This is a genomic window from Streptomyces sp. NPDC002564 (assembly GCF_042889645.1).
GTDB lineage: Bacteria > Actinomycetota > Actinomycetes > Streptomycetales > Streptomycetaceae > Streptomyces.
In genome coordinates, this window is the sequence record NZ_JBIARE010000004.1 from 635,891 (window position 1) to 655,321 (window position 19,431).

20 protein-coding genes and 1 tRNA gene are annotated in these 19,431 nt (G+C 72.5%); 6 read left to right on the forward strand and 15 right to left on the reverse strand.

The annotated features are described in order from the left end of the window. Positions 1 to 23 precede the first annotated feature (23 nt). From ACFYXE_RS18150 to ACFYXE_RS18165, 4 genes are all read left to right on the forward strand, one after another. Entirely contained in the window at positions 24 to 1,367 is a 1,344-nt protein-coding gene (locus tag ACFYXE_RS18150; RefSeq protein ID WP_389313450.1) for a glycosyltransferase, read from the forward strand. After that, on the forward strand, positions 1,364 to 3,505 hold the full coding sequence (locus ACFYXE_RS18155; protein ID WP_389313452.1) for an ArnT family glycosyltransferase: 2,142 nt from the start codon (positions 1,364 to 1,366) through the stop codon (positions 3,503 to 3,505). The genes ACFYXE_RS18150 and ACFYXE_RS18155 overlap by 4 nt, the downstream gene beginning before the upstream one ends. A gap of 135 nt (positions 3,506 to 3,640) precedes the next feature. Then, entirely contained in the window at positions 3,641 to 5,143 is a 1,503-nt protein-coding gene (locus ACFYXE_RS18160; RefSeq protein ID WP_389313455.1) for an MFS transporter, read from the forward strand. A 105-nt stretch (positions 5,144 to 5,248) separates the two neighbouring features. Continuing rightward, positions 5,249 to 6,034 (forward strand): TetR/AcrR family transcriptional regulator, encoded by a 786-nt coding sequence (locus ACFYXE_RS18165; RefSeq protein ID WP_389313457.1) that lies wholly within the window; start codon positions 5,249 to 5,251, stop codon positions 6,032 to 6,034. Positions 6,035 to 6,087: 53 nt separating this feature from the next. On the opposite strand, the gene ACFYXE_RS18170 is transcribed toward ACFYXE_RS18165, so the two are convergent. From ACFYXE_RS18170 to ACFYXE_RS18185, 4 genes are all read right to left on the reverse strand, one after another. After that, the gene (locus ACFYXE_RS18170) at positions 6,088 to 6,543 is read right to left on the reverse strand and encodes a PPOX class F420-dependent oxidoreductase (protein ID WP_389313459.1); all 456 of its coding nucleotides are present in this window, start codon (positions 6,541 to 6,543) and stop codon (positions 6,088 to 6,090) included. Between the two features lie 23 nt (positions 6,544 to 6,566). Next, positions 6,567 to 7,388: a YceI family protein gene (locus ACFYXE_RS18175; RefSeq protein ID WP_361173787.1), complete on the reverse strand. Its 822-nt coding sequence runs from the start codon at positions 7,386 to 7,388 to the stop codon at positions 6,567 to 6,569. A gap of 197 nt (positions 7,389 to 7,585) precedes the next feature. Further along, entirely contained in the window at positions 7,586 to 10,135 is a 2,550-nt protein-coding gene (locus tag ACFYXE_RS18180; protein WP_389313462.1) for an MFS transporter, read from the reverse strand. A gap of 13 nt (positions 10,136 to 10,148) precedes the next feature. Next, positions 10,149 to 10,676, reverse strand: a complete 528-nt coding sequence (locus ACFYXE_RS18185; RefSeq protein WP_361173793.1) for a MarR family transcriptional regulator — start codon at positions 10,674 to 10,676, stop codon at positions 10,149 to 10,151. A gap of 174 nt (positions 10,677 to 10,850) precedes the next feature. On the opposite strand from ACFYXE_RS18185, the gene ACFYXE_RS18190 reads away from it, so the two are divergent. Further along, positions 10,851 to 11,051, forward strand: a complete 201-nt coding sequence (locus ACFYXE_RS18190; RefSeq protein WP_361173796.1) for a hypothetical protein — start codon at positions 10,851 to 10,853, stop codon at positions 11,049 to 11,051. A 549-nt stretch (positions 11,052 to 11,600) separates the two neighbouring features. Here the strand turns inward: ACFYXE_RS18190 and ACFYXE_RS18195 are convergent. The 9 genes from ACFYXE_RS18195 to ACFYXE_RS18235 form a co-directional block, all read right to left on the reverse strand. Then, on the reverse strand, positions 11,601 to 12,395 hold the full coding sequence (locus tag ACFYXE_RS18195) for a hypothetical protein (protein ID WP_389313465.1): 795 nt from the start codon (positions 12,393 to 12,395) through the stop codon (positions 11,601 to 11,603). A gap of 114 nt (positions 12,396 to 12,509) precedes the next feature. Continuing rightward, on the reverse strand, positions 12,510 to 13,373 hold the full coding sequence (locus ACFYXE_RS18200) for an RNA polymerase sigma factor SigF (RefSeq protein ID WP_361173802.1): 864 nt from the start codon (positions 13,371 to 13,373) through the stop codon (positions 12,510 to 12,512). Positions 13,374 to 13,617: 244 nt separating this feature from the next. Beyond that, positions 13,618 to 14,472, reverse strand: coding sequence for an RNA polymerase sigma factor SigF (locus ACFYXE_RS18205; protein ID WP_389313468.1), 855 nt, complete (start codon positions 14,470 to 14,472; stop codon positions 13,618 to 13,620). A gap of 270 nt (positions 14,473 to 14,742) precedes the next feature. Next, a complete protein-coding gene (locus ACFYXE_RS18210; protein WP_361173808.1) occupies positions 14,743 to 15,036 on the reverse strand; it encodes a Dabb family protein in 294 nt (97 codons plus the stop codon). Positions 15,037 to 15,073: 37 nt separating this feature from the next. Beyond that, positions 15,074 to 15,253, reverse strand: a complete 180-nt coding sequence (locus tag ACFYXE_RS18215; RefSeq protein ID WP_361173811.1) for a hypothetical protein — start codon at positions 15,251 to 15,253, stop codon at positions 15,074 to 15,076. A 455-nt stretch (positions 15,254 to 15,708) separates the two neighbouring features. After that, positions 15,709 to 15,793: transfer RNA gene (locus ACFYXE_RS18220), tRNA-Ser, on the reverse strand. A 57-nt stretch (positions 15,794 to 15,850) separates the two neighbouring features. After that, positions 15,851 to 16,282, reverse strand: coding sequence for a tRNA adenosine(34) deaminase TadA (gene tadA / locus ACFYXE_RS18225; protein ID WP_361173861.1), 432 nt, complete (start codon positions 16,280 to 16,282; stop codon positions 15,851 to 15,853). A gap of 156 nt (positions 16,283 to 16,438) precedes the next feature. After that, positions 16,439 to 16,990 (reverse strand): hypothetical protein, encoded by a 552-nt coding sequence (locus ACFYXE_RS18230; protein ID WP_389313471.1) that lies wholly within the window; start codon positions 16,988 to 16,990, stop codon positions 16,439 to 16,441. 204 nt (positions 16,991 to 17,194) lie between these two features. Continuing rightward, positions 17,195 to 17,365, reverse strand: coding sequence for a hypothetical protein (locus ACFYXE_RS18235; RefSeq protein WP_361173817.1), 171 nt, complete (start codon positions 17,363 to 17,365; stop codon positions 17,195 to 17,197). Between the two features lie 154 nt (positions 17,366 to 17,519). On the opposite strand from ACFYXE_RS18235, the gene upp reads away from it, so the two are divergent. Further along, on the forward strand, positions 17,520 to 18,155 hold the full coding sequence (gene upp / locus ACFYXE_RS18240) for a uracil phosphoribosyltransferase (RefSeq protein WP_361173820.1): 636 nt from the start codon (positions 17,520 to 17,522) through the stop codon (positions 18,153 to 18,155). 36 nt (positions 18,156 to 18,191) lie between these two features. On the opposite strand, the gene ACFYXE_RS18245 is transcribed toward upp, so the two are convergent. Together ACFYXE_RS18245 and ACFYXE_RS18250 are read right to left on the reverse strand one after the other, a co-directional pair. Further along, positions 18,192 to 18,857, reverse strand: a complete 666-nt coding sequence (locus ACFYXE_RS18245) for a LytR C-terminal domain-containing protein (protein WP_389313474.1) — start codon at positions 18,855 to 18,857, stop codon at positions 18,192 to 18,194. Between the two features lie 119 nt (positions 18,858 to 18,976). After that, positions 18,977 to 19,273 (reverse strand): type II toxin-antitoxin system VapB family antitoxin, encoded by a 297-nt coding sequence (locus ACFYXE_RS18250; protein ID WP_003955420.1) that lies wholly within the window; start codon positions 19,271 to 19,273, stop codon positions 18,977 to 18,979. Between the last annotated feature and the right edge of the window lie 158 nt (positions 19,274 to 19,431).

Consider the following 19,431-nt stretch of genomic DNA (forward strand, 5'->3'; position numbering starts at 1 on the left):
CCCACTTGGCGACCGTCGGTCCCATGCGAACCGACCCTGTCCCGGGCGCCCTGCCGTCGCGGGACCACCTCCCCGCCGCCTGGCGTGACGCGCCCGTCCTGGACGTCGTGATTCCGGTCTACGACGAGGAGAAGGACCTCGGGCCGTGCGTCCTGCGGCTGCACGACCACCTGGCCCGCACCTTCCCCTACCCCTTCCGCATCACGGTCGCGGACAACGCCTCCACCGACCGCACCCCGCAGGTCGCCGCCGGACTCGCCGCCTCCGTACGGGAGGTGCGCCACGTGCGGCTCGACCGGAAGGGCCGCGGCCGGGCGCTGCGCGCCGTCTGGTCCGCCTCCGACGCGCCCGTCCTCGCGTACATGGACGTCGACCTGTCCACCGACCTCAACGCCCTGCTGCCGCTGGTCGCCCCGCTGATCTCCGGTCACTCCGACCTGGCGATCGGCTCGCGCCTGGCGCGCAGCTCGCGGGTGGTGCGCGGCCCCAAGCGCGAGTTCGTCTCCCGTACCTACAACCTCATCCTGCGCGGCTCGCTGCACGCCCGCTTCTCCGACGCCCAGTGCGGGTTCAAGGCGATCCGCGGCGACGTGGCGCGGGTGCTGCTGCCGCTGGTGGAGGACTCGGGGTGGTTCTTCGACACCGAGCTGCTGGTGCTCGCCGAGCGGGCCGGGCTGCGCATCCACGAGGTGCCGGTCGACTGGGTGGACGACCCGGACTCCACGGTCCACCTGGTGCGGACGGCCGCCGACGACCTCAAGGGCGTGTGGCGGGTGGGCCGCGCGCTCGCGGTCGGCGCGCTGCCGCTCGACCGGCTCGCCCGCCCCTTCGGCGACGACCCCCGCGACCGGCGGCTGACCGGCGTGCCCGGCGGCCTGACCCGACAGCTCGTCGGCTTCTGCGCGGTCGGCGCCCTCTCCACCCTCTGCTACCTGCTGCTCTACAGCGCCTTCCGTACGGTCACGGGGTCGCAGGCGGCCAACGCGCTGGCCCTCCTGGTGTCGGCGGTGGCCAACACCGCGGCGAACCGGAGGCTCACCTTCGGCGTGCGCGGCCGGGACCGCGCGGTCCGCCACCAGGCGCAGGGCCTCGTCGTCCTCGGCATCGGCCTCGCCCTCACCGGCGGCTCCCTCGCGGCGCTCGGCGCGGCCTCGGGCGATCCGGCGCACTCCACCGAGCTCGCGGTGCTGATCGCGGCGAACCTCGCGGCGACGGTGCTGCGGTTCCTGCTCCTGCGGGCCTGGGTGTTCCCGGACCGCGCCGGAGCCACGGCCGCCACCGCGCAGGACCCGGCACCGCCGCCGTACGACATCACGGCCCACGACGCGACCACCCCGCACGCCCACGACCCGAGGACCGCACGATGACGACCTCCTCACCCACCGCCGTGCCGCCGCGGACGGCGGGGTCCCCGACCGCCGGGCTCCGGCGCGGGCGGCCGGACGATCCCCGCTGGGCGCGCCCCGCGTTCCTCGGCCTGCTGCTCGCCACCGCGGCCCTCTACCTGTGGAACCTCGCCGCGTCCGGCTACGCCAACTCCTTCTACTCCGCCGCCGTCCAGGCGGGCAGCCAGAGCTGGCGGGCGCTGTTCTTCGGCTCGCTCGACGCGGGCAACGCGATCACCGTGGACAAGCCGCCCGCCTCGCTCTGGCCGATGGCGCTCTCCGTGCGGCTCTTCGGCCTGAACTCCTGGGCGCTGCTCGTCCCGCAGGTCCTGATGGGCGTCGCCACGGTCGGCGTGCTGTACGCGGCCGTGCGGCGGCGGTTCAGCGCGGCCGCGGGCCTGATCGCGGGCGCGGTCCTCGCGCTCACCCCGGTCGCCGCGCTGATGTTCCGCTTCAACAACCCGGACGCGCTGCTCGCCCTCCTGATGACCGTCACGGTCTACTGCGTGCTGCGCGCCCTGGAGCACGGGCACACCCGATGGCTCGTGGGGGCGGGCGTCGCGGTCGGCTTCGCCTTCCTCGCCAAGACGCTGCAGGCCTTCCTGATCCTGCCGCCGCTCGCGGTCCTCTACGCGGTGTGCGCGCCGGTCCCGTTGCGCAGGCGCCTCGGCCAGCTCGCCGCGTCGGCGGGCGCGCTGCTGGTGGCGGGCGGTTGGTGGGTGGCGGTCGTCGAACTGTGGCCCGCCTCCTCCCGCCCGTACATCGGCGGCTCGCAGCACAACTCCTTCCTGGAGCTGACCTTCGGCTACAACGGCCTGGGCCGCATCGACGGCGAGGAGACCGGCAGCGTGGGCGGCGGCCCCCGCGGCGGTGGCGGCGGCCAGTGGGGGGACACCGGCATCGGGCGGATGTTCGGCCCCGAGGTGGGCGGACAGATCGCGTGGCTGCTGCCGGCCGCGCTGCTCCTCCTGGCCGCGGGGCTCGTGCTGACCCGCACCGCGCGCCGTACGGACACCGCGCGGGCGGCGTTCGTGGCGTGGGGCGGTTCGCTCCTGATGACCGGGGCGGTCTTCAGCTTCATGGCGGGGATCTTCCACCAGTACTACACGGTGGCCCTGGCCCCGTGCATCGCCGCGCTCGTCGGCATGGGCGCCACCGTCCTGTGGGAGGAACGGGCCTCGCGGTGGGCGTGCGTCGCGCTCGCCGCGGCGGTGGCGGTCACCGCGGTCTGGTCGTACGTCCTGCTGGGCCGCACGCCGGACTACCTGCCGTGGCTGCGCTGGGCGGTGCTCGCCGTGGGTCTCGCCGGGGCGGTGGGGCTGCTGTTCGCCGGGCGGGCGGACCGCCGACTGGCCCTGGCGGCGCTGGGGTTGAGCCTCGCCGCCGGGGTGGCGGGGCCGGCCGCGTACACCCTGTCGACGGTGGACGGCGCGCACACGGGGTCGATCGTGACGGCGGGCCCGGCGTCGGCGGGACGGATGGGCGGCCCCGGCGGTGGCGGCCCCGGCGGTGGTGGTCCCGGGGGCGGTGGCCCCGGCGGGATGCGCCCGCCGGGCCAGGGCGACCGGCAGACCGGGCCGGGCGGTGGCACGGGGCAGCAGCCGCCCGGTGGCCGACCGGGTGGGCAGGGCGGTCAGGGGGCGAACGCACGGGTCCCGCAGGGCGGCCCCCAGGGCGGCGGCTTCTCCCGGGAGGGCGGCCTGCGGGGCGGAGCGGGCGGGGGCATGGGCGGCCTGCTGAACGGCGCGGAGGTCTCCGAGCGGGCGAAGCAGCTCCTGGAGGCGGACGCCGGGTCGTACACCTGGGCCGCGGCGGCCATCGGCGCGCAGAACGCGGCGAGCCACCAACTGGCCACCGGTGAACCGGTGATGGCGATCGGCGGCTTCAACGGCAGTGACCCCTCGCCGACGCTCGCGCAGTTCAAGCGGTACGTGGCGGACGGCAGGGTGCACTACTTCATCGGGAGCGGCACCGGCGGCACCGGCGGCGAGGGCGCCCGCGCGGGCGGCCCCGGAGGCGGCGGCACCGCGTCGGCCCTCACGTCCTGGGTCACGTCGTCCTTCGAGAAGGTGACGGTCGGCGACGCGACGTTCTACGACCTGACCCGGCCGAAGGCGTAGCGGCCGGCGGCCCTCCCGGAAAACTCCTTGGACGGCGTACGAGGGTTGTTCTACGGTGTACACCGCACAGTCCCGTACACCGTATAACCACTCCGTACGCTCCGTACGCCCCGTACAAGGAAGAGGGAGGGCTGCATGACGGCGACGACCGCCGAGACCCCCGCCGCCTCGCAGAGGCACCCCCAGCGCTGGCTGATCCTCGGCGTCATCTGCCTGGCCCAGCTCACCGTGCTGCTGGACAACACCGTCCTGAGCGTCGCGATCCCCTCCCTCACCCGGGAGCTGGACGCGTCGACGTCCGACATCCAGTGGATGATCAACGCGTACTCGCTGGTCCAGTCGGGCCTGCTGCTCACCGCGGGCAGCGCCGCCGACCGCTACGGCCGCAAGAAGCTCCTCGCGGCGGGCCTCGCCCTGTTCGGTATCGGCTCGCTGGCCGCCGGGCTCGCGCAGAGCTCGGGGCAGCTCATCGCCGCCCGCGCGGGCATGGGCATCGGCGGCGCGCTCCTGATGACCACCACGCTCGCGGTCGTCGTGCAGATCTTCGACGACGCCGAGCGCGTGAAGGCGATCGGGCTGTGGGCCACCATCAACTCCCTCGGGTTCGCGGCCGGTCCGCTGCTCGGCGGCTTCATGCTGGACCACTTCTGGTGGGGCTCGATCTTCCTGATCAACATCCCCGTGGCGCTGATCGGCCTGATCGCGGTCCTCAGACTCGTACCCGAGTCCAAGAACCCCCGGGGCGACCGCCCCGACCTGCTCGGCGCTCTGCTCTCCACGATCGGCATGGCCGCGGTGGTCTACGCGATCATCTCCGGCCCCGGGCACGGCTGGACGTCGGCGCGGGTCCTGGTCTCCGCGGCGGTCGGCGTCCTGGTCCTCGGCGCGTTCGCGCTCTGGGAGCTGCGCGTCCCGTACCCGATGCTGGACATGCACTTCTTCCGCGACCAGCGCTTCGTCGGCGCCGTGGCGGGCGCCATCCTGGTGGCCTTCGGCCTGAGCGGCTCGCTCTTCCTGCTCACCCAGCACCTGCAGTTCGTGCTCGGGTACGAGCCGCTGGAGGCGGGACTGCGCACGGCGCCGCTCGCGGTGACCATCGTGGCGCTGAACCTCGCGGGGGTCGGGGCCAGGCTGCACGCCAGGATGGGCACGCCCGTCACGATCGTGACCGGCATGAGCATGCTGGCGGCGGGCCTCGCGGCCATCGCGCTGCTCGGCGGCCACGACTACGACGGCCTGCTCCTCGGCCTGGTCGTGATGGGCGCGGGCATCGCGCTCGCCATGCCGGCCATGGCCAACGCCATCATGAGCGCCATCCCGCCGGAGAAGGCGGGCGTGGGCGCGGGCGTCAACGGCACGCTCGCGGAGTTCGGCAACGGCCTGGGCGTCGCCGTGCTCGGCGCGGTCCTCAACTCCCGCTTCGCCTCGCTCGTGGCGGTCTCCGCCGCCTCCTTCCCCGCGGCGATGGCGGCGGCGAAGTCGACGGGCGAGCGCGAACGGATCGCCGACGCCTTCTCCTCGGGGCTGGAGACGAGCCAGCTGGTGGGGGCGGCGGCGGTGTTCCTCGGCGGTGTCCTGGCGGCCGCGTTGCTGCGCAGGGCGGAGCGGGCAGACTCCGTGGGTGGGACGGCGGCATAGCATCGGGGGGAGGGCGGACCACCGGTGTGCACCGCCCGCCCTCCCCACGCCGCACACCCGGGGGACCACCTCTCCGGGCCCGAGGACCAACGAGGAAGGTGCGCCATGGCGAAGGCAGCCGGCCGCCCGAAGCATCCGGCGCGCACGAGCGTCTGGCTGCGGGACAGGACGTCCCGCGGCGGCGCTCGCAAGGGCGACCAGCCGAGCGGTCTCGACCGGGACCGCATCACCGGCGCCACGGTCCGGCTCCTGGACGCGGACGGCCTCGACACGTTCTCCATGCGCCGGCTCGCCGCCGAGCTGAACGTCACGGCGATGTCCGTCTACTGGTACGTGGACACCAAGGACGACCTCCTGGAACTGGCGCTGGACTCGGTGTGCGGGGAGATGCGGCTGCCCGACACGGAGAAGGAGCCGGGGGCCTGGCGGGAGCAACTGCGCGCGCTCGCCGACGAGTACCGCGCGATGCTGATCCGCCACCCCTGGGTGTCGCCGCTGGTCGGCAGGTACCTCAACATCGGCCCGAACTGGATGGCGTTCGCCCTGGCCGTCCAGAACACGGTGCAGGGCACGGGCCTGCCCGCGCACACCCGCAACGGCGCGATCTCGGCGGTCTTCCAGTTCGTCTACGGCTTCGGGACGATAGAGAGCCACTTCATCTCGCGGTGCGCGGAGGCGGGGATGTCGCAGGACGAGTACTACCGCGAGGCGGCGGGCACGGTCCGCTCCGAACTGGCGTCGCACGGGCTCCTGGAGCGGGCGGACGAGCTGATGTCCGCGCGGGACGGCGACACGGTCGAGCAGATGTGGGAGCGGGACTTCACCATCGCCCTCGACCTGATGATCGCGGGCATCGAGTCCCTCCTGCGGACCTCCCCCGAGGCCCCGTAGGGGGCCTGCCCCCGAGGACGCCCGGGGGAGGCCGGCGGTCCCGCCCCCTCAGGTCAGCGCGGCGGGAAGCCCCCCGTGGCCACCGGGCCCCACCGCTCCGGCGTGATCCGGATGATCGACTTGTTCCGGGTCAGCATCGCCGCCCGGTACTCGTCCCAGTCCGGGTGCTCCCCGGAGATATTGCGGAAGTACTCGACCAGGGGCTCCACCGACTCGGGGGCGTCGAGGACCTCCGCGGAGCCGTCGACCTGGACCCACGGCCCGTTCCACTCGTCGCTCAGGACGATCACGCTGACCCGCGGATTCCGCTTGGCGTTGCGGGTCTTGGCGCGCTCCGGGTACGTGGAGACGACGATGCGGCCGGAGTCGTCGACCCCGCAGGTCAGGGGCGAACCCTGCGGGGTCCCGTCCGACCGCGTGGTCAGCAGGACGGCCCGGTGCCTGGGCCGTACGAAGTCGAGCAACTCGGCCAGCGTCACTGATGTGTTGGTAGCGATGTCGGGTGCCATGCACGGCACCCTAGTCAGCCGCCTCAGCCGGTCTGCGGCAGCGACTCCCCCTGCACGGCCTGAATGTCGAGCTCGACCCTCAGCGTCGTGCCGATCGCCGAGATCCCCGCCTGCACCACCTGGTTGTAGTTCATCGCGAAGTCGTCCCGGCGCAGCTCGGCCGTGGCGCGGAAGGCGGCCCGCGTGCCGCCCCAGGGGTCGGCCCCGGTCCCGAGGTAGCTCAGGTCCAGGTCCACCGGCCGCACGACCCCGTGCATGCCCAGCTCGCCGTGGACCGTCCACCGGTCCGCGCCCGCGGGCGACAGCCCGGTCGACCGGTACGTGATCTCCGGGAACCGCTCGACGTCCAGGAAGTCGCCCGACTTCAGGTGCCCGTCGCGCATGCCGTTGCCCGTGTCGATCGACGCCGACCGGATGACCGCCTCCACACGGGACTTCTCGACGTCCTCGGCGATCTCGATGCGCCCGCCGAAGTCCGTGAACCGCCCGTGCACGCTGGTGATCCCGAGGTGCTGGGCGACCGCGCCGACGGTCGAGTGCGCCGGGTCGACCGTCCACGGCCCGGGCGGGGGCAGCTCCGTGCCGCCCTGCCGGGCGAGGACGACATTGCCGACCTCGGCCCGTCCGCTCGCGGTGACCAGCGCCGTGGAGGCGACCGGCGCGTAGCCGACGGCGGTGACGATGACGGTGTAGGGCCCGGCGGCCAGCGCCGTGCCGTCCCGTACGACGCCCTCCTCGTCCGCGGCGGCCCGCAGCACCTGCGTCCCGGTCATGTCGGTCACCGTGACGACGGCGTGCGGCACGGCCCACCCGTCACGCGTGCGGATCCGAGCGTTGAGTCCCATCCCGTTTACTCCTTGCCGGGCTTCCCGAGCGGAAGCCCCGTGTTCATGCTCATCAGGTTCGGGCCGCGTCAAACGGACGACCCCCGGCGGCGGTGACCGGCCGTCCCCTGCCGTGAACGTCACCGCCGGCCCGGGGGCCTTTCCTCACCGGCCCGCGGTGCGCCACCGCTCGGGGCGCGACCGCGGGCCGGGACCGGTCACTCGCCCGGGTGGGCGAGCTCGATGTCGTGGCCGTCGATGCCGCTGCCGGCCACCGAGAGGCCCGTGGCCACCGGCGGGTAGCCGGTCGCGATGACCGTGTACTCCCCGCTGTCCAGGTCGGTGAAGGCGTACGCCCCGTCCGTCCCGGTGGTCGCGGTGGCGACGACGTTGCCCGCCGCGTCGACGAGCGTGACCCGCGCGTCGTTCAGCGGCCCGCCGCTCGCCCGCACGGTGCCGAGCACCTGCGCGCCGGAGTTGAGCTCGACCTCGACCCGGGTGACCCCGGTGCCGCCGACCTCGACGGGCAGCGCCAGCGGGCGGTGGCCCGCGGCGTTCACCGCGACGGTGACGGTGCCGGGGACCAGCTCGGCGAAGGTGAACTCGCCCTGCTCGCCGGAGATCCCGGTGGCCAGGACGTCACCGCGCACGTCGGTCACGATGACCATCGCGCCGCTGACGGCGAGCTTGCTGTCCGCGTCCCTGACCAGACCGCTCAGACCGCTGGTGCCGCTGAGCAGGATGTCGTACGCGAGGGTGTCTTCGCCGACGACGACGGTCGAGGCCTGCGGCTGGAAGCCGTCCGCGGAGGCGATGAGCACGTACGAACCCGCGCCGGGTGCGTCGACGGCGTAGGAGCCGTCGCCCTGCGCGACCGCGCGGCCCAGCTGCCGTCCTCCGAGGGAGATCAGCGTGACGGCGGCCCGCGGGACGGGCGCGCTCTCGGCGCCGCGGACGAAGCCGCGGACCGGGATGCCGCCGGTGACCGGCGGGAGGTCGCCGGTGCCGGACCGGGTGGTGGAGGCCACCGCGGCCAGCGGCTGCGTGCCCTCGGGCCCGGCCTCGGTGTGCGAGGCGACGGATGCGAACACGGGCTCCTCGACGGACGGACCGGCCTGCGCCGGGGCCGTGGCGGCGGCCGGGGCCGGCGCGGCGTCGGGGGTGCCCGAGGCCTCCGCGGCCTGGGCGAGGCCGCCCGAGGTGCGCAGCGGCACCTCCTTGATGAACAGCGTGATCAGGAAGGCGATCAGCGCCATCGGCGCGGCGATCAGGAAGACGTCGGCGATGCCGTGTCCGTACGCGCTCTCCATCACCGTGCGGAACGGCTCCGGGATCTTGTCCAGGTCCGGGATGCCACCGCCGCCGGTGCCGCCGTGGCCGAAGCCCGCGGCCTTCGGGCCGAGGTCGGCGAGGCCGTCCTTGACGTAGTCGGTGATCCGCGTGGCCATGATCGCGCCGAGCGCCGAGACGCCCATCGCGCCGCCCAGGGAGCGGAAGAAGGTGACGGTGGAGCTGGCGGAGCCGAGGTCCTCGGGGGCGACCTGGTTCTGCGTGCACAGGACCAGGTTCTGCATCATCATGCCGATGCCGAGACCCATCAGGGCCATGAAGATCGCGATGTGCCAGTACTCGGTGTCGTACCGGATGGTGCCGAGCAGGCCGAGGCCCGCCGTCACCAGGACGCCGCCGCTGACCAGCCAGGCCTTCCACTTGCCGGTCTTGGTGATGACCTGTCCGGAGACGGTCGACGAGATGAACAGACCACCGATCATCGGGATCGTCATGACGCCGGACATCGTCGGGGACTTGCCCCGGGCCAGCTGGAAGTACTGGCTGAAGAACACCGTGCCCGCGAACATCGCGACACCCACGAAGAGCGACGCGAGCGAGGCGAGGGTGATGGTGCGGTTGCGGAAGAGCCGCAGCGGGATGATCGGCTCGGTGGCCTTCGACTCGACGAGCACGAAGATCAGTCCGAGGGCGATGGAGCCGCCGACCATGGCGGCCGTCTGCCAGGACATCCAGTCGTACTTGTCGCCGGCGAAGGTGACCCAGACGAGCAGCAGGCAGACGGCGGCGCTGATGAAGAAGGCGCCGGCCCAGTCGACCTTGACGTCACGCTTGACGACGGGGAGCTTCAGGGTCTTCTGCAGCACGATCAGCGCGATGACCGCGAACGGCACGCCGACGTAGAAGCACCAGCGCCAGCCCAGCCACGAGGTGTCGGTGATGACACCGCCGAGCAGCGGGCCGCCGACGGTGGCGACGGCGAAGGTCGCGCCGAGGTAGCCGGAGTAACGGCCGCGCTCGCGCGGGGAGATCATCGCGGCCATGACGATCTGCGCGAGGGCGGAGAGACCGCCCACGCCGATGCCCTGCACGACACGGCAGGCGATCAGCATCCCGGCGCTCTGCGAGAGGCCGGCGACGACCGAACCGCCGACGTAGATGATCAGGGCTATCTGGACCAGGGCCTTCTTGCTGAAGAGGTCCGAGAGCTTGCCCCACAGGGGCGTCGTCGCGGTCATCGCGAGCAGCGACGCGGTGACGACCCAGGTGTAGGCGGACTGGCCGCCGCCGAGGTCGCCGATGATCTCGGGCAGGGCGTTGGAGACGATCGTCGACGACAGGATCGCCACGAACATGCCGAGCAGCAGCCCGGACAGTGCTTCCATGATCTGCCGGTGCGTCATCGGAGCGTTCTCGTCGTGAGGTGCTCCGTGCTTGGCGTGGCTGCCCCGCACACCGGCTGGTGTGGTTGTTGCCATGGAATTCCTTTTCTTACGCGGGTGTACGGGTGGTCTCTGACGTGGTCTGCACGTCGTGGGGGGAGAGGGACGGTGCCACCGGCGGCCCCGCCGCCGGGCGGGCCGCAGCGGCGCGGCAGTCCCCGAAGCTGTCGCGCAGGCGCGCGAGCAGCGTGCTGAGCTGGACGACTTCTTCGTCCGTCCAGTCGTGCAAGTAGTGGGTGAGCGTCCGGATGGAGAGCTCGGAGAGCTCGTCGACCTTGGCCTTGCCCTCGGGCGTGAGCCGCAGGATCCGGGAGCGCTTGTCCGCGGGGTCGGGATCGCGGACGATCCACTCCCTCTCCGCGACATGGGCGACGTGGCGGCTGGTCACCGACGTGTCGACGGCGAGCAGCTCCGCGAGCCTGCTCATCCGCATCGCGCCGTGGCGGTCGAGCAGGATGAGTACGGCGGCGGATCCGGCGGGGCAGTCGTGCGGCAGGCCCCGTCCGAGGCCACGCTTCACGGCACCGATGGCGCTGAGCTGTCGGGCCAGCTCCTCGTACTGACGCTGGGCGGCCACGGCACCTCCTCTTTTTTGTTGCTTAGGGCAACGATAGAAGCAGTTGGTTGCCGCAGGCAAACTAAAAGGGGACCAAGGGCCTAAAGAGTCGGCAAAGGTCTGGGGCCTCGCTCGTAAAGTCCCTGGCCAGGAGGGGTTGGGCGGACAGCGGTGGATTCGCTAGGGTCCTGACCCATGGCACACAACCCCCAGGGCAACCAGGGCAACCCCGATCCGGCCGGCAACACGCAGATGTTCCGCGCCTTCGTCGACGAGGCTCCGCAGGGCCGTCAGCAGCAGGCGGCGACGTCCTCCGGCCCGCGGGTCGGGCTGATCATCGGCGTTGTCCTCGCGATCGTGGTCGTGGCGGGTGTGGCCTGGCTGGCGCTCAAGTAGCGGCAACGCCCGAACAGCAACCACGCACCCCGCCCCGCCCGGCCGCGCCCCTGGGGCCTACCTCCCGGGCGGTCAGCTGCGGGTCCGTCCCGGTTGCTCGCGCAGTTCCCCGCGCCCCTGGGGTCTTCCCCTCGGGCGGTCAGGTGCGGGTCCGTCCCGGCTGAGCGCGCAGTTCCCCGCGCCCCTGAGCAAGACCACACCCGCCCCCCCGAAGGCGCTACGCAAGCCCCCCCAGGGGCGCGGGGAACTGCGCGAGCAACCCAGGCGGGCCCGCACCCGTAGGTGATGCGTGAGGCCCCCGATTCAGGGGCGCGGGGAACTGCGCGAGCAAGCCCAGCGGACGGGCGGCCGAAGGTGATGCGCGAGGCCCCCGATTCAGGGGCGCGGGGAACTGCGCGAGCAACCGAGACGGGCCCGCACCCGTAGGTGATGCGCGAGGCCCCCGATTCAGGGGCGCGGGGAACTGCGCGAGCAACCGAGACGGGCCCGCAGCCGTAGGTGATGCGTGAGGGCCCCGATTCAGGGGCGCGGGGAACTGCGGTGGGGGTTCTAGCGCCAGTCCGCCACGACCCGTTGGGTATCGACATGCATCCCCAGCGGCACCCGCCACGCCTCCACGCACACCGGCCAGGTCCTCACCCTCTTCTCCCCGCCGGCGATCGGCGCCGGCAACGGCACCGTCGACTTGACCGTCGCCCAGTCGACCCCCAGCGCACCGATGATGTGCGTCTCGAAGGTCACCGTCCCCGAACGCACCGGCGACCCCCCGGTGTTGCGGAAGGTGACGGTCACGTTCTCGCACCACCGCTTGTCCGCGGCCTCCCGCTCCGGTTCGCCGACACTGAGCACCGCGGGCCCGCTCGGCCGCTCCGGCGGCCGGGGGCTCGGCTGCTGGGAGCCGGGCGGCGCGTCCGGGCCCGGCGTACGGCCCGGCGGCGCAGGGGTGCCGGAACCGCCCTCCGTACGACCGTGCTCCGCGCCACCGCCGCCCGAGGGCGCCGAAGAGGCCGAGGACCCTGACCCCGGCCTGTCGGCGGACGGCTTCCCCTCCGCGCCGCCCCTGCCGCCGGCACCGGCACCCGCACCCGCCGAGGCCCCCGAGGAGCCACCGCGGCCGTCCTCCGCCCCGTCCTTCCCGGCCGACCCGCCCGCGCCGTCGAGCGGCACCAGTTTCACGTCGTCGGTGGGCCGCACCGCCCCGCCCACCGCCTGCCGGGGCGGGCCGCCGGCCGCGCCGGTCGCCACATAGCCGTCGCCGCTGTCCCCGCCGCACGCGGCGAGCACGCCGCCGAGGCACACCACGGCCGCACCGGCACCGAGCACGTTCCGTACGCCACGTCGCATCGCGCCAGTGTGGCTGACGGTCCGTCAATTAGGAACCCCGTCAGCAACACCGGTCACGCACCGGCGCGTTCACGCGCGGGCGGGTCGGCGCAGGGCGACGGCGACCGCCGCGGATCAGTCCGAGATGAGGCCCTCGCGCAGCTGCGCCAGCGTCCGGGTGAGCAGCCGGGAGACGTGCATCTGGGAGATGCCGACCTCCTCGCCGATCTGCGACTGCGTCATGTTGGCGAAGAAGCGCAGCATGATGATGCGGCGCTCGCGCGGCGGCAGCTTGGCGAGCAGCGGCTTGAGGGACTCGCGGTACTCCACGCCCTCCAGCGCCGTGTCCTCGTACCCCAGGCGGTCCGCGAGGGAGCCCTCGCCGCCGTCGTCCTCGGGGGTCGGGGAGTCGAGCGAGGAGGCCGTGTAGGCGTTGCCCACGGCGAGGCCGTCGACGACGTCCTCCTCCGAGACGCCGAGCGCCGCGGCCAGTTCGGGCACGGTCGGCGAGCGGTCGAGCCGCTGGGCGAGCTCGTCGCTGGTCTTGGTGAGCGCGAGGCGCAGCTCCTGGAGGCGGCGCGGCACCCGCACCGACCAACTGGTGTCCCGGAAGAAGCGCTTGATCTCGCCCACGACCGTCGGCATCGCGAACGTCGGGAACTCCACGCCCCGTTCGCAGTCGAAACGGTCGATCGCCTTGATCAGGCCGATCGTGCCGACCTGGACGATGTCCTCCATCGGTTCGTTGCGGCTGCGGAATCGTGCCGCCGCGTACCGCACGAGGGGGAGGTTCAGTTCGATGAGCGTGTCGCGTACATAGACGCGCTCCGGGCTGTCCTGGTCGAGCGCGGCGAGCCGCAGGAAGAGGGAGCGGGACAGGGTCCGGGTGTCGATGGCTTCCGAGGCTGTTGAGCTGTGAAGCGCGTCGGGCGCGGATTCGCTCGGGCTCTTCGTGAGCGTGAGCGTGAGCACCTTCGAGCTGCCCTGGTCTGCGGACATGCCACCCCCTTTGGGTCGCGGACGGTCGCGGCGGGCGCTCCCGTCGGAGGAACGCAGCCTCCACCTGAATACCGGAGGTGGGGCTACGGCAAACGCGGTTCCAGCAGAATGTCACATGTCGGCAACACGCTGTAGTTACTTGTCGACAAACAAGAGTGACATCCGTGCAGGAAAGAGGGGGTCTGGGGGATTTCGACAAAGAGTCCCGTCGGGAACAGGCCCGACGGGACTCCACTCGTTACGGTTACGCCTCGATCCGATTTGCGGACCGGAGCCGTGCGAAGCTCCTGGCCAGCAGTCTCGACACGTGCATCTGGGAAACGCCCAGTTCCGCGCTGATCTGGGACTGCGTCAGATTGCTGTAGTAGCGCAGCAGCAGGATCCGCTGCTCGCGCTCGGGCAGTTGGACCAGGAGGTGGCGTACGAGATCGCGGTGCTCGACGCCGTCGAGCGCGGGGTCCTCGTAGCCGAGCCGGTCGAGCAGGCCGGGCAGCCCGTCGCCCTCCTGGGCCGCCTCCAACGACGTTGCGTGGTACGAGCGTCCGGCCTCGATGCAGGCGAGGACCTCGTCCTCGGTGATGCGCAGCCGCTCGGCGATCTCCCCGGTCGTCGGGGAGCGCCCGAAGGCGGTGGTGAGGTCCTCGGTCGCGCCGGTCACCTGCACCCACAGCTCGTGCAGCCGCCGGGGCACGTGGACCGTGCGGACGTTGTCGCGGAAGTACCGCTTGATCTCGCCGACCACGGTCGGCATCGCGAAGGTCGGGAACTGCACGCCGCGCTCCGGGTCGAACCGGTCGATGGCGTTGATGAGCCCGATGGTGCCGACCTGGACGACGTCCTCCATCGGCTCGTTGCGGCTGCGGAAGCGCGCGGCGGCGTACCGCACGAGCGGCAGGTTGGCCTCGATGAGGGCGCCGCGCACGCGGCCGTGCTCGGGGCTGCCCGGCTCCAGCTCCTTGAGCTGGCCGAAGAGCACCTGGGTGAGCGCGCGGGTGTCGGCGCCGCGGGTGCTCCCGGTGCCCGGCGCGGCCTTCGGGGGCGGGGTCTTCGGGGGCGGGGTCTTCGCGGGAGGAGCCTCGGGCGCAGTACTGGCCGGCACGGTCAACGCCACCCCTTCTCGGTCAGGCACGGTCGAGGTCGGATCCGGTCGGGCACTGGCCCGATCAAGCTCGGTCGACCTCGGTCAACTCATCCGTCAAAAGCGGTCATAGCATCACAAGACATGTGCACTGTGTGCAAGCACCCGATAACTACGTGTTGAGGGCAAGTTGGGGTATATGACGCAAAAGGGCCCCGCACCCTGGCGGTGCGGGGCCCTTCGGGGAGCCGTCGTGGAGCCGTGGCGCGCGGGGGGCCGGGCGCCGTCGGCTCAGAACTCGTAGTCGGCGATCACCCACGTGGCGAACTCGCGCCACAGGGCGACGCCCGCCTGGTGGGCCGGGTGCTCGAGGTACCGCTTCAGCGCATCGACGTCCTCGACCGCCGAGTTGATGGCGAAGTCGTACGCGATGGGGCGGTCGGTGATGTTCCAGTCGCACTCCCAGAACGTCAGCTCCGGGATCTGTCCGCCGAGGGCGCGGAAGGCGGCGACGCCCTCGGCCACGCGCGGCTCGTCCCGCCGCACGCCGTCGTTGAGCTTGAAGAGGACCAGATGGCGGATCACGGGCACTCCTTGGAGAGGACTGGGGCTCGGCGGCCGCTCAGTCCTTGCCTCCGTTGGCGACCCAGGTCATGAAGTCGCCGATGCTCTGAGCGGCGCTCGAAATGCCCTCGAACCCTATCTGCACGTAGTCGGCGGCCTTGGCCGGGTCGGTGATGATCACATAGAGCGCGAAGACGACCACCGCGAAGAGCACGAGCTTCTTTCCCTGCACTGCCACGATCTGGCCTCCCCTTGCCGCGCCCCGTGTGACCCCTGTGACGGCGGCGAGTCTAACCCGGACCGTATTCACGGGGCTTTTAAGGACCAACGGCCCGGCAGCACAGGCCCTTTGCCTGCGCCGCACGGGTGGCGGGCGGAGCAGGATGGGTGGTGAGCCCAGCGGATCTGGCAGGAATCCGCGGGTGAGGGACTGGCCCCACTGCGGGGTCCGCGTCGTCTGCTTCCCCCCTGACGGCGGCGCTGACTTGAGGGTCCAGTCCTCGTCGGGGGGAGCGGCTTGTCCCCCCGATGCCGCTTCCCCCGTCCCAGCGGGAGAAAGCCCCGGCGCCCTCGTGGCGCCGGGGCTTTACGCGTGGCGCAGGGGCCTTGCGCGGGGGTCCGCCCGGCTCCGGGCACGACGCCCCGGGCACGACGAAGGGCCCGTCCAGCCGGACGGGCCCTTCGTTTCGAGAGCGGTAGCGGTGGGATTTGAACCCACGGTGAGTTTCCCCACACTCGCTTTCGAGGCGAGCTCCTTCGGCCGCTCGGACACGCTACCGAGAGGAACTCTAGCCCAAGGTGGGCCGTGGACAGAAATCCGTTCGGCGGTCCCGGCTCAGCGGTTCCGGAAGAAGTCCGTCAGCTGTGCGGCGCACTCCTCGGCGAGGACGCCGTGGACGACCTCCGGCCGGTGGTTGAGCCTTCTGTCGCGCACCACGTCCCAGAGCGAGCCCGCCGCCCCCGCCTTCTCGTCGCGCGCGCCGTAGACGACCCGGTCGACCCGGGACTGCACGAGCGCGCCCGCGCACATCGTGCACGGCTCCAGCGTCACGACGAGCGTGCAGCCGGACAGGCGCCACTCGCCGAGCGCGGCGGCGGCCCGGCGCAGGGCGAGCACCTCCGCGTGGGCGGTCGGGTCGCCGACCGCCTCGCGTTCGTTGTGCCCGGCGGCGAGCACCGTCGTGCCGTCCGGGGACAGCACGACGGCGCCGACGGGCACGTCGCCGCCCGCGGCGGCGAGCCCGGCCTCGGCGAGGGCACGCCGCATGGGCGCCCGCCAGCGGTCGCGCACGGGATCGGGGCCGGGCCCGCCGTCGCCGGGACGGAGATCGGCGGCCGTGCCGGTGGCGCGGTCGGCGCCGTGGTCGGTGGTGCGGTCGGTGGTGCGGTCGGTCGGATGGTTCGGGTCGGTCACACGGGGAACCTAGCGGACGGTCTCCAGCACCTCCGCCGCCCCGAGGATGTCGGCGATCTCGTTGAGCGCGTCACCGCTCTCGAGACCGAGCAGGTCCTTCTCGGGCACACCGAGGTCCGCGAGGATCTCCGTGTCGCCGAGCGGTCCGGACGGCACCCCCGACGCACCGGCGCCGTCGGCGGCCTCCCCGTCGGCGTCGGACGCCTCCGGTTCGCCGTCCTCCGTGCCGTCGAGGTCGAGGGCGTCGAGGTCGTCCGCCCCCTCGTCGTCCGGGTCGCGGCCGAGCATCTCGTCGGTGAGCAGGATCTCCCCGTACGAGCTGCGGGCGGCCGCCGCGGCGTCCGACACGTAGATACGGGGGTCCTCCTCCCCGTCCACGCGGACGACGCCGAACCAGGCGTCCTCCTGTTCGATGAAGACGAGGACCGTGTCGTCGTCGGCATCGGCCGTGGCTTCACGGGCCAGGTCGGCCAGATCCGACAGGGTCTCCACATCGTCGAGCTCCGTGTCGCTCGCTTCCCACCCGTCTTCGGTGCGCGCGAGCAGTGCGGCGAAGTACACCGTGACTCTCCCACTGGTCATAGGCAGTGCCGGTTGGCGGTTAGGGGTCCCCCCGGCGAGGTCGGGGAGCGGGGAGTTGCTGTGCCAAGCCCCGCCCATTCGGAATCGTGGCAGAAACAGCGCCGTCAGGAGAGGTCTTCCGGCCGCTGTGTTCCGCGTCGCGTTCTTCCGGGGCCCTCGCCGGGCCCGCCGCCGACCGGGCGGCTACCAGCGGAACGTGCGCATACGCATCTGCTGACGCATCCGTGCCGCCCGGGCGCGGCGCGGCTTCACGCGGTCGCGGAGCTCGATGGCCTCGTCGCGTTCGCGCAGGAACTGGGCGCGGCGCCTGCGCCGCTCGGCGTTGCTCTCGTCTTCCGGCTTACGCTCGGCCATGGGCCACACCACCTCAGTCCGTACGTCCCCACCTTCCCCCGGCCGGCGTGGTTGATGCCAGCGCGACGGGAGGGGCTCGCTCCCGGCGGGTCCCGCGGGGGGCGCCGGGTCCCGGCGAGGGGCGGGCGGCGCGGTCCCGGTTACTGTTGATGTCATGCGGATCCACGTCGTCGACCACCCGCTGGTGGCGCACAAACTCACCACGCTGCGCGACAAGCGCACCGACTCCCCGACCTTCCGGCGCCTCGCCGACGAGCTGGTCACCCTGCTCGCGTACGAGGCCACCCGGGACGTGCGCACCGAGCAGGTCGACATCGACACCCCGGTCTCCCGGACCACGGGCGTCAAGCTCTCCTACCCGCGGCCGCTGGTCGTGCCGATCCTGCGCGCCGGTCTCGGCATGCTGGACGGCATGGTGCGGCTGCTGCCGACCGCCGAGGTCGGCTTCCTCGGCATGGTCCGCAACGAGGAGACCCTGGAGGCCTCCACGTACGCGACGCGCATGCCCGACGACCTGTCCGGGCGCCAGGTCTACGTCCTGGACCCGATGCTCGCCACCGGCGGCACGCTGGTCGCGGCGATCCGGGAGCTCATCAAGCGCGGCGCCGACGACGTGACCGCCGTGGTCCTGCTCGCCGCCCCCGAGGGCGTCGAGATCATGGAGCGCGAGCTGGCGGGCACGCCGGTGACGGTCGTGACGGCGTCGGTCGACGAGCGGCTCAACGAGCAGGGGTACATCGTGCCCGGCCTGGGCGACGCGGGCGACCGGATGTACGGGGCGGCGGAGTAGCCCCCGCGGTTCCCACCGGGGAGCCCCTCCCCGGGCTCAGCAGTTCTTCTGGTCCGAAGCGGCGGGCGTCGGCTCGGGTGCGGCCAGTGCGGCCAGCGCCTTGTCGGCGTCCGCTTTCTTCGCCAGGTTCTTGAACTGCGTGCCGATGATCAGGTCGACCTCGTCGCCCTTGCGGGCGTCGGACCGGTGCTCGGCGCCCGCGAGCTGCGTGCCGAGGACGGGGATCGCCGTGTCGGCCGTCCCCTTGGCGCCGAGCAGTATCCCGGGGCCCTTGACCTTCTTGTCGTACTCCTTCGCCGCGTTGCCGACCTTGCCGATGGCGAAGCCGCGCTTCTTGAGCTCGTCGGCGGTGTCCTTGGCGAGGCCGCCGCGGGGCGTGGCGTTGAAGACGTTGACCTTGATCCGGCCGGGCTCGGGCAGCCGTTTCCGGCTTGCGGCCGCCGCGTCGGGGGAGGCGGACGCACGGGCGCCCGGCCCGCGGTCGCAGTCGCCGCTCGCGCGGCCCGCCGCCGATGCCTTGTCGCCGCCCGTGAAGACGGTGATGAGCTGCAGCGTGCCCCAGCCGATCAGGCCCACGGCCGCGGTGGCCGCGATCACCGCGAGCACGACCCTGCGGCGTCCGCTGGGGCGGCGCATCCGTGGATATTTGTCCCCCGTGATGCGGTACTTGCCGCCCATGCCGGGGGGAGTGAGCATGCTCATGGGCGCAGCGTAGTGCGGCCGGACGGCGATGCCTACTAAATGATCATTACGCGGGGCCCAGTCCAACCCAAAAGGGCCAATGCGGACTTGGGCCCCGTTCGGGCGCGGGAGCGGGCGCGTCAGCCCAGTTCGAGCACGCGCGCGTGGAGCACCTGGCGCTGCTGCAGCGCGGCGCGGACCGCCCGGTGCAGCCCGTCCTCCAGGTACAGGTCGCCCTGCCACTTCACGACGTGCGCGAAGAGGTCGCCGTAGAACGTCGAGTCCTCGGCGAGCAGGGTCTCCAGGTCGAGCTGGCCCTTGGTCGTCACGAGCTGATCGAGGCGGACCGGGCGCGGCGCGACGTCCGCCCACTGCCGGGTGCTTTCCCGGCCGTGGTCGGGGTACGGCCGGCCGTTTCCGATGCGCTTGAAGATCACACGGAAAGCCTACCGGGCAAGGCTCTCCGGGCGCAGCCATGGAGACGGAGTGCGACCCTGGGAAATGCCGCAGTAAATCGGTGCAAACCGGAAACACGCCAGCCGGGAACAGGGGCCGAAGTGAGCGAGAGCCAGCCGATGCCGTCCACGCCGGGCCA